The following is a 15087-nucleotide window of genomic DNA, read 5'->3' on the forward strand; positions in this document are numbered from 1 at the left end:
GGCGAAGCGAGAAATAACGCCTCGCGGCTGAAATTCATGAGAGGCAAGAAATGGCTACAACCCGTAAACGTTTTATCGCCGGTGCGGTATGCCCTGAGTGTAAGGCACTGGATACACTGATGTTATGGCAGGAAGATCAGGTCGAAGTGGTGGAGTGCGCCAAGTGTGGGCACCACAAACGCCAGACCGATGAGCAGGTGACCAAGCACGTGCGCGCCGAAGAGCAAGTGATTGGGATCTTTCATCCCGAGTAGCGTTATGGCGCGCCTTTTTTTATGCTTAGGGGTACAGAGGCGCGGTTTTCCGCTACAATCTTCGCCAAAATCCAGTATTTGACGAAATTATAGTTTTCAACGGTAGGAGTTATCATGAAAGTATCTAAAGACGTGGTTGTCAGCGTTGCGTATCAGGTTCGTACAGAAGACGGCGTGCTGGTTGATGAATCACCGGTGAGCGCACCCCTGGACTACCTGCACGGTCACGGCTCGCTGATTTCCGGTCTGGAAAGCGCGCTGGAAGGCCATGCGGTTGGCGATCGTTTTGACGTGCACGTAGGCGCTAACGAAGCTTACGGTAACTACGACGAGAACCTGGTTCAACGTGTACCGAAAGACGTCTTCATGGGTGTTGACGAGCTTGAAGTAGGCATGCGTTTCCTGGCTGACACCGATCAGGGTCCCGTTCCAGTAGAAATCACCGAAGTTGACGGCGATCACGTGGTGGTTGACGGTAACCATATGCTGGCGGGTCAGAACCTGAACTTCAACGTTGAAGTTGTGGCTATCCGCGAAGCAACCGAAGAAGAACTGGCTCACGGCCACGTTCACGGTGAGCACGGTCACGACCATGACCACGATCACGGCCATGACCACGGTCAAGGCGGTTGCGGCACCGGCGGCTGTGGTTGCAGCCACTAATCGGCAGTATTTCCGGTTAGAAAATGAGAAAGGCGGCTAAATGGCCGCCTTTTTTATTGCTCAGCGCATGCTCGCCAATAGGTTTTAGCCTGCATTAGCGAGCTTTCATTCGGCATATCAATAATGCGGAGGCGGCGTTTCTTCTGACGCATCGGCAATCATTGAAGGCTGAGAGGCACGCAGTCTGTCGGTTAACATGCGCAGGTGATCGTGTAACCGGCTCATTTCGAGCTGGTGCGAGGTCACTATCTGATTCAACTCTTCGATAGTGACTTCCTGAAAAGCCAGTTTACTTTCCAGCGCTTCAATCCGCTGTTCGAAGGGATTTTGTTCCATAATTTGAGCCTTTAATGCCGCCTGGTAAGGATTGTCTATCAGAGTGACAGATTTTGGGCCATATTCTACCCGCAATATTCAGAAAAAACTCAGAGTTACCCATTTTCTGGCGACTTCAGAAACTTATTGAAGCAAAAAAGGTCCTATTTAAGCGCGTTCGGGTAGTATAGCGATTGTCATGCATTGACACGGACAGTTATATTAACCGGCGAACTTTCGTAATTGTTACTTGAGGTAAGAGCCTCAAGTCTTGGAGAAATGGATGAAATCACTGTTTAAAGTAACGCTGTTAGCTACAACGATGGCTCTTGCCCTGGGCGCCACTCAGGCCATGGCAGCTGATGCTGCAAAAGCGACTGATTCTACTGCGGCTGCACCAGCGGCTACAGCACCAGCTACCACGAATGCACAGTTTAAAAACGACGATGAGCAGGCTGCTTACGCGCTGGGTGCTTCACTCGGTCGTTACATGGACAACTCGCTTAAAGAACAAGAAAAACTGGGCATCAAACTGGATAAAGACCAGCTGATCGCCGGTGTTCAGGATGCGTTTGCAAATAAGAGCAAGCTGTCTGATGCAGATATTGAAAAAACACTGCAAACCTTTGAAGCAAAAGTTAAAGCTTCAGCTCAGCAGAAAATGGAAGCTGATGCCAAAGCTAACGAAACCGCCGGTGAGAAATTCCGTGCAGACTTCGCTAAAGAAAAAGGCGTGAAGAAAACTGACACTGGCCTGCTGTATCTGGTTGAGAAACCAGGCACCGGCGTAGCACCTAAAGACAGCGATACTGTAGTCGTTAACTATAAAGGTTCTCTGCCAGACGGTACTGTGTTTGATGATTCTTACAAGCGTGGCGAGCCACTGTCATTCCGTCTTGACGGTGTTATCCCAGGCTGGACCGAAGGCCTGAAACACATCAAGAAAGGCGGCAAAATCAAGCTGGTAATCCCACCTGCCCAGGCTTATGGCGCAAGCGGTGTCCCAGGTATCCCTGCCAACTCTACTCTGGTATTTGAAGTCGAGTTGCTGGATATCAAACCAGCACCAAAAGCTGACGCGAAAGACGCAACTCAGCCAGCTGACCCTGCTGCAGCTGCAAAATCAGAATAAATATTTCTGACTTTTGTTCGAGAAAACCGTCGCTTATGCGGCGGTTTTTTTTTGTATTCAGCTTTTTAATCACTTCTCCCCCATTTTTACTGGGGTTACTCTATGATGATAACTTGACGACTTTATCTCTCAAGCTTAACGTCAGTAACTTGAAAACTCGTAGGGACCTATTTTCACTGCTGTTTTGCTGCAGTGATACCCTGCCAAAACTGATTGAACGGTGAGTCTTACTCCAGATGATGAGTAAGGTCCCGATGTAGAGGGTGGTAGCTTCAATGTCTAATTCGCTTTTAAATGGCGAAACCGGTGATCTGGATTTGCTGGACCAACGTCCTTTTAGTGCAACCGACCATGAAATTCTTGCTTCCTACGAAGCAGTGGTGGACGGTTTGGCTATGCTGATTGGCCAACACTGTGAAATAGTTCTGCATTCTTTAGAAGATCTGAAATGCTCGGCTATTCGTATCGCCAATGGGGAACACACCGGGCGTAAGATAGGCTCGCCTATCACTGACCTAGCGCTGCGTATGTTGCACGATATGACGGGTGCGGACAGCAACGTGTCTAAAGCCTATTTTACCCGTGCGAAAAGCGGCGTGTTGATGAAGTCAGTGACCATCGCTATTCGGAATCACGCCCAGCGGGTGATCGGGCTGCTGTGCATCAACATGAATCTCGACGTGCCTTTTTCGCAGATCATGCAAACCTTTATGCCGCCTGAAACGCAGGACGTTTCTCCCTCTGTGAACTTTGCTTCTTCCGTCGATGATCTCGTCGCACAGACGCTGGAGTTTACGATTGAAGAAGTGAATGCCGATCGCAACGTGACCAATAATGCCAAAAACCGTCAGGTGGTGCTTAACCTGTATGAGAAAGGTATTTTTGATATCAAAGATGCGATTAACCAGGTGGCCGATCGTCTGAATATCTCCAAACACACGGTTTATCTTTATATCCGGCAGTTCAAAAGCGGCGAGCCGTTGGGGAATTAAGGTTGACTCTGCGATACAGTATTTTGGTCACCGGAGCGCCCTACGGCACCCAGCAGGCCAGCGCTGCCTATCAGTTCGCTCTGGCGCTGCTTGCACGCGGTCATAAACTTGAAAGCGTATTCTTCTATCGGGAAGGTGTGCTTAACGGCAATCAGCTCAGCTCACCGGCGACAGACGAGTTTGATCTGGTGCGCGCCTGGCAACTGCTGGCGATGTCTCATCAGGTTGAACTGAACGTTTGCGTGGCCGCGGCTCTGCGTCGAGGCATTATTGACCAGGATGAAGCCGCTAACCGAGATGACATCAACGCAAACCTGCAGCCCGGCTTCTCGTTAACCGGATTAGGTAGCCTGGCGGAAGCCACGCTCGGCAGCGATCGTCTGGTACAGTTTTAACCGGTGGGAACGGACAGGGTTATGAAGGCAGAAATCGACGCAAAAAAAGTGGCTTTTGTTTTTTCACAGGGGCCGCATGGCACGTCGGCCGGCAGAGAAGGGTTGGATGCGCTGCTCGCTACGTCGGCATTATCCGAAAATATCGGCGTGTTTTTTGTGGCGGATGGCGTTTTACAGCTTTTACCCGGCCAGCAGCCAGAAAAAATTTTAGCGCGTAATTATATCGCCACTTACGGTGTTTTACCGCTTTACGACGTGGAGGAGTGCTTCCTTTGTGAGGCGTCGGCGAGTGAGCGAGGACTGGCAGAATTTGACGATTGGGTGCTCGACGTCGAGAAACTCTCACCTGAACGTCTACGCCAGCGACTGTCAAATTATCACGTAATACTCACATTTTAATCAGAGATAGAAGATGCTTTTTACCTTGGCCCATTCTCCTCAACAGTGTGATCTTGCAGCACTTATCCGATTGATAAGCCCTTCTGATGCTCTGCTGCTTATGCAGGATGGTGTCACGGCGGCACTTGAAAATAGTCTGGCACAGTCCCATATATCTGTTCTGAGTTGCCCGGTTTATGTGCTCAGCGAAGATCTGCAGGCTAGAGGTTTGATTGGTCAAATTTCACACAAAGTGACGCCGATCGACTATACTGGATTCGTTGATTTAACCGAGAAGCACACTCAGCACGTTGCGTGGTGATTTCGCGAAATGCTGTATATTTCTTGACACTTTCACAGGTCAGCAATAAAATTCTGCGTCCCATATTGGCATCTGCCGATTGTGGGTCGATTTATCACGTGTTTACAAAGCAGTTTACGAAACAAATCCCAGGAGCTTTTTAATGGCAACAATTAATCAGCTGGTACGCAAACCACGCTCTACGAAGGTTGCTAAAAGCAACGTTCCAGCGCTGGAAGCATGCCCGCAGAAACGTGGCGTTTGTACCCGTGTGTACACCACCACTCCAAAAAAACCGAACTCCGCATTGCGTAAAGTATGTCGTGTTCGTTTGACTAACGGTTTTGAAGTTACCTCCTACATCGGCGGTGAAGGTCATAACCTGCAGGAACACTCCGTGATCCTGATCCGTGGCGGTCGTGTAAAAGACTTGCCAGGTGTGCGTTACCACACCGTCCGCGGCGCACTGGACTGTTCAGGCGTTAAAGACCGTAAGCAATCTCGTTCTAAATACGGCGTTAAAAAGCCGAAGTCTTAATGGTTCTCCGTTAAGTAAGGCCAAACATTTTCACATTACTGTCAAAATAAACTCATAGAGTTTTGGACAATCCTGAATTAACAACGGAGTATTTCCATGCCACGTCGTCGCGTCATTGGTCAACGTAAAATCCTGCCAGATCCTAAGTTCGGGTCCGAACTTCTGGCGAAATTCGTAAACATCCTGATGGTAGATGGTAAAAAATCTACTGCAGAAGCAATCGTCTACAACGCACTTGAGACCCTGGCTCAACGTAGCGGTAAAGACAGCCTGGAAGCTTTCGAAGTCGCTCTGGACAACGTCCGTCCGACCGTGGAAGTTAAGTCCCGCCGCGTAGGTGGTTCTACTTATCAGGTTCCAGTTGAAGTACGTCCGGTTCGTCGTAATGCTCTGGCAATGCGTTGGATCGTTGAAGCTGCTCGTAAACGCGGTGATAAATCCATGGCTCTGCGCCTGGCGAACGAACTTTCTGATGCAGCAGACAACAAAGGTACTGCTGTTAAGAAACGTGAAGACGTTCACCGTATGGCCGAAGCCAACAAGGCGTTCGCCCACTACCGCTGGTAATTACCAGTTGTAGATACCCCAAGATTTCAGTTGCAGAAAGCGGGCAATTGAAAGATCCCCGGGAATTTACTTCGGTATTTGACCGGGGTGAGCGAAACAGCTAACGCATCTGCGATTTGAAATATTGCGGGTATATGCTAAACAAGCGGGCGCTGGCAACAGTTGCCCGTTTGGATTAACTGAACTTGAACGCCCTAGTAATAGAGGAATCAAATGGCTCGTAAAACACCCATTGAGCGCTACCGTAACATTGGTATCAGTGCGCACATCGACGCCGGTAAAACGACGACTACCGAACGTGTTCTGTTCTACACCGGTGTAAACCATAAAATCGGTGAAGTACATGACGGCGCAGCAACCATGGACTGGATGGAGCAGGAGCAGGAACGTGGTATTACCATCACGTCCGCTGCGACTACCTGTTTCTGGTCTGGTATGGCTAAGCAGTTCGAACCACACCACATCAACATCATCGACACCCCAGGACACGTTGACTTCACCATCGAAGTTGAACGTTCTATGCGTGTTCTTGATGGCGCAGTAATGGTTTACTGTGCTGTTGGCGGTGTTCAGCCACAGTCTGAAACCGTATGGCGTCAAGCCAACAAATATAAAGTTCCTCGTATCGCGTTCGTTAACAAAATGGACCGTATGGGTGCTAACTTCCTGAAAGTTGTTGGTCAGCTTGAATCACGTCTGAATGCAACTCCGGTCCCTCTGCAGCTGGCTATCGGCGCAGAAGAGAAATTCACCGGTATTGTTGACCTCGTGAAGATGAAAGCAATCAACTGGAACGAAGCCGATCAGGGCGTGACCTTCGAATACGAAGAGATCCCGGCTGATATGCAAGAACTGGCTGAAGAATGGCACCAGAAACTGGTTGAGGCCGCTGCTGAAGGCTCTGATGAGCTGATGGAGAAATTCTTTGGTGGCGAAGAGCTGACTGAAGAAGAGATCAAAGCTTCTCTGCGTAAGCGCGTTCTGAACAATGAAGTTATCCTGGTTACCTGTGGCTCTGCGTTTAAAAACAAAGGCGTACAGGCAATGTTGGATGCTGTTGTTGAGTATCTGCCAGCACCAACCGACGTTGAAGCTATCAACGGTATGTTGGATGACGGTAAAGACACTCCAGCAGTTCGCCATTCTGACGACTCTGAGCCGTTCTCTGCTCTGGCGTTCAAAATCGCTACTGACCCATTCGTGGGTAACTTGACGTTCTTCCGTGTTTACTCCGGTCTCGTCAACTCAGGTGACACTGTATTTAACCCAGTGAAATCTCAGCGTGAACGTCTGGGCCGTATCGTTCAGATGCACGCTAACAAGCGTGAAGAAATTAAAGAAGTTCGTGCAGGCGATATCGCTGCAGCGATCGGTCTGAAAGACGTGACTACGGGTGATACCCTGTGTGATCCGAACAACGTGATCATTCTTGAGCGTATGGAATTCCCAGAGCCGGTAATCTCCGTTGCTGTAGAACCAAAAACCAAAGCTGACCAAGAAAAAATGGGTCTGGCTCTGGGCCGTCTGGCTAAAGAAGACCCATCATTCCGCGTTTGGACTGATGAAGAATCTGGTCAGACAATCATCGCAGGTATGGGTGAACTTCACCTGGATATCCTGGTTGACCGTATGCGTCGCGAATTCAACGTTGAAGCTAACGTTGGTAAGCCGCAGGTAGCTTACCGTGAAGCGATTCGCGCCAAAGTTACCGACGTTGAAGGTAAGCACGCCAAGCAGTCTGGTGGTCGTGGTCAGTACGGTCACGTTGTGATCGACATGTATCCGTTGGAGCCAGGCTCGAATCCGAAAGGCTACGAGTTTGTCAACGAAATCAAAGGCGGTGTAATTCCAGGTGAATTCATCGGTGCGATTGACAAAGGCATCCAGGAGCAGCTGAAAGCAGGTCCGTTGGCGGGTTACCCAGTGGTAGATCTTGGTGTGCGTCTGCACTTCGGTTCTTACCATGACGTTGACTCCTCTGAGCTGGCGTTTAAACTGGCCGCTTCTATCGCCTTCAAAGATGGCTTTAAGAAAGCGAAACCAGTTCTGCTTGAGCCGATCATGAAGGTTGAAGTAGAAACTCCAGAAGAGAACACCGGTGACGTGATCGGTGACCTTAGCCGTCGTCGTGGTATGCTGAAAGGCCAAGAATCTAACGCTACTGGCGTTGTGATTCATGCTGAAGTTCCGCTTTCCGAAATGTTCGGTTATGCGACTCAGCTGCGTTCACTGACCAAAGGCCGTGCATCTTACTCCATGGAATTCCTGAAGTATGATGACGCGCCAAGCAACGTTGCCCAGGCTGTAATCGAAGCTCGTGGTAAATAAGCCTAGGTTTTAACACAATGATCCCGTGCTCTCTCCTTGAGGGGAGAGCACAATAGTAAGGAATATATCCGTGTCTAAAGAAAAATTTGAACGTTCCAAACCGCACGTCAACGTTGGTACTATCGGCCACGTTGACCACGGCAAAACTACCCTGACTGCTGCTATCACCACCGTTCTGGCTAAAACCTACGGCGGTTCTGCTCGTGCATTCGACCAGATCGATAACGCACCAGAAGAAAAAGCACGTGGTATCACCATCAACACTTCTCACGTTGAGTACGATACCCCAGCTCGTCACTACGCGCACGTTGACTGCCCAGGGCACGCCGACTACGTGAAAAACATGATCACCGGTGCTGCTCAGATGGACGGCGCTATCCTGGTTGTTGCTGCGACTGATGGCCCAATGCCACAGACTCGTGAGCACATCCTGCTGGGTCGTCAGGTTGGCGTTCCTTACATCATCGTGTTCATGAACAAATGTGACATGGTTGATGATGAAGAGCTGCTGGAACTGGTAGAAATGGAAGTTCGTGAACTTCTGTCTATGTACGACTTCCCAGGCGATGATCTGCCAGTCGTTCGTGGTTCAGCGCTGAAAGCACTGGAAGGCGACGCTGAGTGGGAAGCTAAAATCATTGAGCTGGCCGGTTTCCTGGATTCTTACATCCCAGAACCAGAGCGCGCAATTGACAAGCCATTCCTGCTGCCAATCGAAGACGTATTCTCCATCTCCGGCCGTGGTACAGTTGTTACCGGTCGTGTAGAGCGCGGTATCGTTAAAGTTGGCGAAGAAGTAGAAATCGTAGGTATCAAAGACACCGTTAAGTCTACCTGTACCGGCGTTGAAATGTTCCGTAAACTGCTTGACGAAGGTCGTGCAGGCGAGAACGTAGGTGTTCTGCTGCGCGGTATCAAGCGTGAAGACATCGAACGTGGTCAAGTATTGGCTAAACCAGGTTCAATCAAACCACACACCAAATTTGACTCAGAAGTCTATATCCTGAGCAAAGATGAAGGCGGCCGTCATACTCCGTTCTTCAAAGGCTACCGTCCACAGTTCTACTTCCGTACAACTGACGTGACCGGTACCATCGAACTGCCAGAAGGCGTAGAGATGGTAATGCCAGGTGACAACGTGAACATGGTTGTGACCCTGATCCACCCAATCGCGATGGACGACGGCCTGCGTTTCGCAATCCGTGAAGGCGGTCGTACTGTTGGTGCTGGTGTTGTTGCTAAAGTTCTCGCTTAATCGCTGATTTCTTGATGCAATTGAAAAGGGTGCTTCGGCACCCTTTTTTATGCCTATCTTTTAATAAAAGTTGTAATGTAAATTTTTCAGAACGTAATTGAAATAAAAACTATTCTCATTTACAGTTAACTGAATAGGTTAATTATTGAGTTAGTGTATGTACGTGTGTTTGTGTAATGCAGTCACTGACAAAGTGATCCGCAAAGTCATTCGGCAGCATCAGCCACAAACGATGAAACAGCTTCGCCAATTAGTCCCGATCGGAACTGATTGTGGAAAATGCATCAGGCAGGCCAGACAGATCCTGGTTGAGGAGCAAGAGAGCATTACCTATATCATCGAAGTTGCCTGATAAATAGTAGGGTTATTTTTTTGACTCTTTGCTAACTGGTTCTACACTTCATAGAACTAGAGCGGAGGGTATTCCTATGAAAGGCGATACAAAAGTCATTGCGCACCTTAACAAGCTGCTAGGAAATGAGCTCGTTGCCATTAATCAGTATTTTCTTCACGCCAGAATGTTCAAAAACTGGGGCTTGATGCGACTCAACGGCATCGAATACCACGAATCCATCGATGAAATGAAACACGCCGATATTTACATCGAGCGTATCCTGTTCCTGGAAGGCATTCCCAACCTGCAAGATCTCGGCAAGCTCAACATTGGTGAAGACATTGAGGAAATGCTCAAGTCCGATCTGGTTCTCGAGCTGGAAGGTGCCAAAGATTTACGTGAAGCCATTGCCTACGCCGATTCAATTCATGACTACGTAAGTCGCGATTTGATGATAAAAATCCTGGCCGATGAGGAGCACCACATTGACTGGATTGAAACCGAGCTTGATCTTATAGGTCGAGTGGGCCTGCAAAATTACGTTCAGACCCAGATAAAAGAAGAATCAAATAAAGCGGCGCATTAGTCCTTGGACTAAATCCGTTATTTAAACGTTACGCAGAATATACACCGAGGATCAGCCAGGCTGTTCATTTGCTGGCTGATATAAATTATACCCCCGGCAGCAGCAAGGAAAGGTCCAAACGGTATTTCTCCTTTGTTACGATTGAAACAGAATCGCAAAAAGAACACGATTATCCCCGTTATCGAAGCATAGACCGCCACCCACGGTAAACATTCCCATCCCAGCCATGCCCCCAACGCCGCCATGAGTTTAAAATCGCCATAACCCAACCCCTCTTTTTTGATCACTAATTTCACCAGCCAATAAATAGCCCATAAAAAAAAATAACCTGCAGCTGCACCGATAACGGAGCTGGCAAGAAATTGTGGTGTAAATAATGCGTGCAGCATCAAACCAACCCACAGCAGAGAAAGAGTAAGGCGGTCGGGTAACTGAAACCGTTCTATGTCGATAACACTCAGTGCCAGTAAGTAACCGACCAGAATCACACAGGTGATAAAGGCATAGCCGTGAACAATACCGAGCTGGTAAAGATCGTTAAACATTTAATATCCCTCAATATCTATAAGGTTACTCCTTTATGAAGCCATGAGGATAATCTTTGCCAGCGAACAAACAATCCTAAAAAAACGCCGTGGGGGATGAGCTTTCAACTTCGGGCGACGTCTCACAAATCGACTGCAACAGCCAAGAGGGGGAGGGGGCGTGTACGAAATAAACGCACTTTATTGCCTTAGGGGGTTGCTTACTTTGCTGTGTTACGTATAATGCGCGGGCTTACCTAATCTTGGTAAGCCTAATTCGATAAGAATTAGTTGTCGAGCAAAGTAACCGCTCGGCAAACAATACTCCCGATATGGGGGTTATGTGAAGAACGATTACACTCTCCCATCAATCGAAATGGGACCGAGTAGTAGTCATTTTACGTTTAAAATAATTGGAGCTCTGGTCTCATGCAGAACCAAAGAATCCGTATCCGCCTGAAAGCGTTTGATCATCGTTTGATTGATCAATCAACTGCGGAAATCGTTGAGACCGCGAAGCGCACTGGTGCGCAAGTTCGTGGTCCAATTCCGCTGCCGACCCGCAAAGAGCGCTTTACCATTCTGATTTCTCCGCACGTCAATAAAGATGCGCGCGATCAGTATGAGATTCGCACTCACAAGCGTCTGGTTGACATCGTTGAGCCAACCGAGAAAACCGTTGATGCTCTGATGCGTCTGGATCTGGCTGCTGGTGTAGACGTGCAGATCAGCCTGGGTTAATCAGGGTCATTGAGCGATTGAGAGGTTGAAACAATGATTGGTTTAGTCGGTAAGAAAGTGGGTATGACTCGCATCTTCACAGAAGATGGTGTTTCTATCCCTGTAACCGTTATCGAAATTGAAGCAAACCGCGTTACTCAGATCAAAGATCTGGAAAACGACGGTTACCGTGCTGTTCAGGTTACTACTGGTAGCAAAAAAGCTAACCGTGTAACCAAACCAGAAGCGGGTCACTTCGCTAAAGCTGGCGTAGAAGCTGGCCGTGGTTTGTGGGAATTCCGCCTTGCAGAAGGTGAAGAGTTCACTGCAGGTCAAGACATTAGCGTTGAAATTTTCGCAGACGTTAAGAAAGTAGACGTTACTGGTACATCTAAAGGTAAAGGTTTCGCGGGTACTGTTAAACGCTGGAACTTCCGTACTCAAGATGCTACACACGGTAACTCCTTGTCTCACCGCGTTCCGGGTTCTATCGGTCAGAACCAGACTCCGGGCAAAGTGTTCAAAGGCAAGAAAATGGCAGGCCAACTGGGTAACGAGCGTGTAACCGTTCAAAGCCTGGACGTAGTACGTGTTGACGCTGAGCGCAACCTGCTGCTGGTCAAGGGTGCTGTTCCGGGTGCTACCGGTGGCAACCTGATCGTTAAACCTGCTGTTAAGGCTTAACGTCGAGGAGATAGGAATGGAATTAGTAGTGAAAGACGCGCAGAGCGCGCTGACTGTTTCCGAAACTACCTTCGGGCGTGATTTCAATGAAGCGCTGGTACACCAGGTTGTTGTTGCTTACGCAGCAGGTGCCCGTCAAGGTACTCGCGCTCAGAAGACCCGTGCTGAAGTAACTGGTTCCGGTAAGAAACCATGGCGTCAGAAAGGTACTGGCCGTGCGCGTGCAGGTTCTGTAAAGAGCCCAATCTGGCGTTCCGGTGGTGTGACCTTTGCTGCAAAGCCACAGGACCACAGTCAAAAAGTAAATAAAAAGATGTACCGCGGCGCGCTGAAAAGCATTCTGTCCGAACTGGTACGTCAAGATCGCCTGATCGTTGTCGAGACGTTCTCTGTAGAAGCGCCTAAAACTAAGCTGCTTGCTCAGAAACTGAAAGACATGGCTCTGGAAGACGTGCTGATTGTAACCGGCGAAGTCGACGAGAATCTGTTCCTGGCCGCACGTAACCTGTACAAGGTTGACGTTCGCGATGTAGCAGGTATCGATCCAGTAAGCCTGATCGCCTTCGACAAAGTCGTTATGACTGCTGACGCAGTTAAGCAAGTTGAGGAGATGCTGGCATGATTCGTGAAGAACGTCTGCTGAAAGTGCTGCGCGCGCCGCACGTTTCTGAAAAAGCATCCGCCGCGATGGAAAAGAACAATACCATCGTACTCAAAGTTGCCCTCGACGCGACTAAAGCAGAAATCAAAGCTGCGGTTAAGAAACTGTTTGAAGTCGAAGTCGAAGACGTTAATACCTTGCTGGTTAAAGGCAAGTCTAAACGTCACGGTCAGCGTGTTGGTCGTCGTAGCGACTGGAAAAAAGCTTACGTCACCCTGAAAGAAGGCCAGAACCTGGACTTCATCAGCGGCGCAGAGTAAGTCGGAGGAGTAAGCACAATGGCAATTGTTAAATGTAAACCTACATCTCCGGGCCGTCGCCACGTTGTTAAAGTGGTTAACCCTGAGCTGCACAAGGGTAAACCTTTTGCCCCGCTGCTTGAGAAATTGAGCAAAAGCGGTGGCCGTAACAACAATGGCCGTATCACCACCCGTCATATCGGTGGTGGCCACAAGCAACATTATCGTCTGGTTGACTTCAAACGCAACAAAGACGGTGTAGCTGCAGTGGTTGAGCGTCTGGAGTACGATCCGAACCGTTCCGCGAATATCGCGCTGGTTCTGTACAAAGACGGCGAACGCCGTTATATCCTGGCGCCAAAAGGCCTGAAAGTGGGTGACCAGATCCAATCTGGCGTTGATGCTGCAATCAAAGTGGGTAACACCCTTCCGATGCGCAACATCCCAGTTGGTTCAACGGTTCATAACGTAGAAATGAAACCAGGTAAAGGCGGCCAGCTGGCTCGTTCTGCTGGTGCCTACGTTCAGATCGTTGCTCGTGATGGTTCCTACGTAACTCTGCGTCTGCGCTCTGGCGAAATGCGTAAAGTTCAGATCGACTGCCGCGCCACCATGGGTGAAGTTGGTAACTCTGAACATATGCTTCGCGTTCTGGGTAAAGCAGGTGCTGCACGTTGGCGTGGTATTCGTCCTACCGTTCGCGGTACTGCGATGAACCCAGTCGATCACCCACACGGTGGTGGTGAGGGTAAAAACTTTGGTAAACACCCAGTAACACCATGGGGCGTTCAGACCAAAGGTAAGAAAACCCGTAGCAACAAGCGTACTGACAAGTTCATCGTACGCCGCCGTAGCAAAAAATAATTAGAGGATAAGCCATGCCACGTTCTCTCAAGAAAGGTCCTTTTATTGACCTGCACTTGCTGAAGAAGGTAGAGAAAGCGGTGGAAAGCGGAGACAAGAAGCCTTTGCGCACTTGGTCCCGTCGTTCAACGATCTTTCCTAACATGATCGGTTTGACCATCGCTGTCCATAATGGTCGTCAGCACGTACCAGTATTTGTTTCCGATGAAATGGTCGGTCACAAACTGGGTGAATTCGCGCCGACTCGTACTTATCGCGGCCATGCGGCTGATAAAAAAGCTAAAAAGCGCTAAGGTAGGAGGAAGAGATGGAAACTATAGCTAAACATCGCCACGCTCGTTCTTCTGCTCAGAAGGTCCGCCTTGTTGCAGACCTGATCCGCGGTAAGAAAGTGTCGCAAGCTCTGGAAACTCTGGCCTACACCAACAAGAAAGCTGCTGGTCTGGTTAAGAAGGTACTGGAGTCTGCCATTGCTAACGCAGAACACAACGATGGCGCTGACATCGATGATCTGAAAGTCACGAAGATTTTCGTAGACGAAGGCCCAAGCATGAAGCGCATTATGCCGCGTGCTAAAGGTCGTGCAGATCGCATTCTGAAGCGCACCAGCCACATTACTGTGGTTGTGTCCGATCGCTGAGACTCTGGAGACTAGCAATGGGTCAGAAAGTACATCCTAATGGTATTCGCCTAGGTATTGTCAAACCTTGGAATTCTACCTGGTATGCAAATACCAAAGAATTCGCTGACAACCTGGACAGCGACTTTAAAGTTCGTCAGTTCTTGACTAAAGAATTGTCGAAAGCTTCCGTTTCTCGCATCGTTATCGAGCGTCCAGCGAAGAGCATCCGTGTGACTATTCACACCGCTCGTCCTGGCATCGTTATCGGCAAGAAAGGTGAAGATGTCGAAAAACTGCGTAAGGTCGTAGCGGGTATCGCTGGCGTTCCTGCACAGATTAACATCGCCGAAATCCGTAAACCGGAACTTGACGCAAAATTGGTTGCTGACAGCATCACTTCACAGTTGGAACGTCGCGTTATGTTCCGTCGTGCTATGAAGCGTGCTGTACAGAACGCAATGCGTCTTGGCGCTAAAGGTATCAAAGTTGAAGTAAGCGGCCGCCTTGGCGGTGCTGAAATCGCGCGTACCGAATGGTACCGTGAAGGTCGTGTTCCACTGCATACTCTGCGTGCGGATATCGATTACAACACATCTGAAGCGCACACCACTTATGGTGTAATCGGCGTTAAGGTATGGATCTTCAAAGGTGAGATCCTGGGTGGTATGGCTGCAGTTGAACAACCGGAACCGGCTGCTCAACCTAAAAAGCAGCAGCGTAAAGGCCGCAAGTAAG

23 protein-coding genes are annotated in these 15087 nt (G+C 49.1%); 21 read left to right on the forward strand and 2 right to left on the reverse strand.

Annotated elements, in window-relative coordinates; all coding sequences use genetic code 11:
* Nucleotides 1-50 precede the first annotated feature (50 nt).
* Both GA565_RS02760 and slyD read left to right on the forward strand, forming a co-directional pair.
* A complete protein-coding gene (locus GA565_RS02760; protein WP_055776236.1) occupies nucleotides 51-254 on the forward strand; it encodes a YheV family putative zinc ribbon protein in 204 nt (67 codons plus the stop codon).
* A 114-nt stretch (nucleotides 255-368) separates the two neighbouring features.
* Nucleotides 369-917 carry a peptidylprolyl isomerase gene (slyD, locus tag GA565_RS02765; protein ID WP_055776239.1) on the forward strand — a complete coding sequence of 183 codons (549 nt, stop codon included), beginning with the start codon at nucleotides 369-371 and terminating at the stop codon, nucleotides 915-917.
* 117 nt (nucleotides 918-1034) lie between these two features.
* Here the strand turns inward: slyD and GA565_RS02770 are convergent, their stop codons facing one another.
* Nucleotides 1035-1253: a protein SlyX gene (locus tag GA565_RS02770; protein ID WP_055776248.1), complete on the reverse strand. Its 219-nt coding sequence runs from the start codon at nucleotides 1251-1253 to the stop codon at nucleotides 1035-1037.
* 262 nt (nucleotides 1254-1515) lie between these two features.
* Here GA565_RS02770 and fkpA point away from each other — a divergent pair, with 262 nt between their 5' ends.
* The 11 genes from fkpA to bfr all read left to right on the forward strand — a co-directional run bounded on the left by fkpA (nucleotide 1516) and on the right by bfr (nucleotide 10038).
* A complete protein-coding gene (gene fkpA / locus GA565_RS02775) occupies nucleotides 1516-2364 on the forward strand; it encodes an FKBP-type peptidyl-prolyl cis-trans isomerase (RefSeq protein ID WP_152197288.1) in 849 nt (282 codons plus the stop codon).
* Between the two features lie 275 nt (nucleotides 2365-2639).
* Entirely contained in the window at nucleotides 2640-3356 is a 717-nt protein-coding gene (locus GA565_RS02780) for a transcriptional regulator (protein ID WP_193311868.1), read from the forward strand.
* A gap of 2 nt (nucleotides 3357-3358) precedes the next feature.
* Complete coding sequence (gene tusD, locus GA565_RS02785; RefSeq protein ID WP_152197290.1) at nucleotides 3359-3751, forward strand: sulfurtransferase complex subunit TusD; 393 nt, start codon at nucleotides 3359-3361, stop codon at nucleotides 3749-3751.
* A gap of 21 nt (nucleotides 3752-3772) precedes the next feature.
* The gene (gene tusC, locus GA565_RS02790) at nucleotides 3773-4150 is read left to right on the forward strand and encodes a sulfurtransferase complex subunit TusC (protein ID WP_152197291.1); all 378 of its coding nucleotides are present in this window, start codon (nucleotides 3773-3775) and stop codon (nucleotides 4148-4150) included.
* 13 nt (nucleotides 4151-4163) lie between these two features.
* Entirely contained in the window at nucleotides 4164-4451 is a 288-nt protein-coding gene (gene tusB / locus GA565_RS02795; protein ID WP_152197292.1) for a sulfurtransferase complex subunit TusB, read from the forward strand.
* Between the two features lie 142 nt (nucleotides 4452-4593).
* A complete protein-coding gene (rpsL, locus tag GA565_RS02800; RefSeq protein WP_013573668.1) occupies nucleotides 4594-4968 on the forward strand; it encodes a 30S ribosomal protein S12 in 375 nt (124 codons plus the stop codon).
* Between the two features lie 96 nt (nucleotides 4969-5064).
* Nucleotides 5065-5535, forward strand: coding sequence for a 30S ribosomal protein S7 (gene rpsG / locus GA565_RS02805; protein WP_009638962.1), 471 nt, complete (start codon nucleotides 5065-5067; stop codon nucleotides 5533-5535).
* 213 nt (nucleotides 5536-5748) lie between these two features.
* Complete coding sequence (gene fusA / locus GA565_RS02810) at nucleotides 5749-7863, forward strand: elongation factor G (RefSeq protein WP_055776266.1); 2115 nt, start codon at nucleotides 5749-5751, stop codon at nucleotides 7861-7863.
* Nucleotides 7864-7933: 70 nt separating this feature from the next.
* Nucleotides 7934-9118 (forward strand): elongation factor Tu, encoded by a 1185-nt coding sequence (gene tuf / locus GA565_RS02815; protein WP_152197293.1) that lies wholly within the window; start codon nucleotides 7934-7936, stop codon nucleotides 9116-9118.
* A 157-nt stretch (nucleotides 9119-9275) separates the two neighbouring features.
* Nucleotides 9276-9470 (forward strand): bacterioferritin-associated ferredoxin, encoded by a 195-nt coding sequence (bfd, locus tag GA565_RS02820; RefSeq protein WP_084984291.1) that lies wholly within the window; start codon nucleotides 9276-9278, stop codon nucleotides 9468-9470.
* Nucleotides 9471-9546: 76 nt separating this feature from the next.
* Nucleotides 9547-10038 (forward strand): bacterioferritin, encoded by a 492-nt coding sequence (bfr, locus tag GA565_RS02825; protein WP_055774057.1) that lies wholly within the window; start codon nucleotides 9547-9549, stop codon nucleotides 10036-10038.
* Between the two features lie 17 nt (nucleotides 10039-10055).
* On the opposite strand, the gene GA565_RS02830 is transcribed toward bfr, so the two are convergent.
* Nucleotides 10056-10583 carry an A24 family peptidase gene (locus GA565_RS02830; protein ID WP_152197294.1) on the reverse strand — a complete coding sequence of 176 codons (528 nt, stop codon included), beginning with the start codon at nucleotides 10581-10583 and terminating at the stop codon, nucleotides 10056-10058.
* 408 nt (nucleotides 10584-10991) lie between these two features.
* On the opposite strand from GA565_RS02830, the gene rpsJ reads away from it, so the two are divergent.
* The 8 genes from rpsJ to rpsC are packed head-to-tail and all read left to right on the forward strand — an operon-like array spanning nucleotide 10992 to nucleotide 15086.
* Nucleotides 10992-11303: a 30S ribosomal protein S10 gene (gene rpsJ / locus GA565_RS02835; RefSeq protein WP_009639175.1), complete on the forward strand. Its 312-nt coding sequence runs from the start codon at nucleotides 10992-10994 to the stop codon at nucleotides 11301-11303.
* Nucleotides 11304-11336: 33 nt separating this feature from the next.
* On the forward strand, nucleotides 11337-11966 hold the full coding sequence (rplC, locus tag GA565_RS02840; protein ID WP_017493963.1) for a 50S ribosomal protein L3: 630 nt from the start codon (nucleotides 11337-11339) through the stop codon (nucleotides 11964-11966).
* Between the two features lie 16 nt (nucleotides 11967-11982).
* Nucleotides 11983-12588, forward strand: a complete 606-nt coding sequence (rplD, locus tag GA565_RS02845) for a 50S ribosomal protein L4 (RefSeq protein WP_009639177.1) — start codon at nucleotides 11983-11985, stop codon at nucleotides 12586-12588.
* Nucleotides 12585-12887: a 50S ribosomal protein L23 gene (gene rplW, locus GA565_RS02850; RefSeq protein ID WP_009639178.1), complete on the forward strand. Its 303-nt coding sequence runs from the start codon at nucleotides 12585-12587 to the stop codon at nucleotides 12885-12887. The genes rplD and rplW overlap by 4 nt, the downstream gene beginning before the upstream one ends.
* Before the next feature lie 18 nt (nucleotides 12888-12905).
* Nucleotides 12906-13730 carry a 50S ribosomal protein L2 gene (rplB, locus tag GA565_RS02855; RefSeq protein WP_009639180.1) on the forward strand — a complete coding sequence of 275 codons (825 nt, stop codon included), beginning with the start codon at nucleotides 12906-12908 and terminating at the stop codon, nucleotides 13728-13730.
* A 14-nt stretch (nucleotides 13731-13744) separates the two neighbouring features.
* Entirely contained in the window at nucleotides 13745-14023 is a 279-nt protein-coding gene (gene rpsS, locus GA565_RS02860) for a 30S ribosomal protein S19 (RefSeq protein WP_004929772.1), read from the forward strand.
* A 14-nt stretch (nucleotides 14024-14037) separates the two neighbouring features.
* A complete protein-coding gene (gene rplV / locus GA565_RS02865; RefSeq protein WP_004391423.1) occupies nucleotides 14038-14370 on the forward strand; it encodes a 50S ribosomal protein L22 in 333 nt (110 codons plus the stop codon).
* A gap of 17 nt (nucleotides 14371-14387) precedes the next feature.
* A complete protein-coding gene (gene rpsC / locus GA565_RS02870) occupies nucleotides 14388-15086 on the forward strand; it encodes a 30S ribosomal protein S3 (RefSeq protein ID WP_045049850.1) in 699 nt (232 codons plus the stop codon).
* Nucleotide 15087: the final 1 nt, after the last annotated feature.

The sequence above is a fragment of the Rouxiella sp. S1S-2 genome (assembly GCF_009208105.1).
Taxonomy (GTDB): domain Bacteria; phylum Pseudomonadota; class Gammaproteobacteria; order Enterobacterales; family Enterobacteriaceae; genus Rouxiella.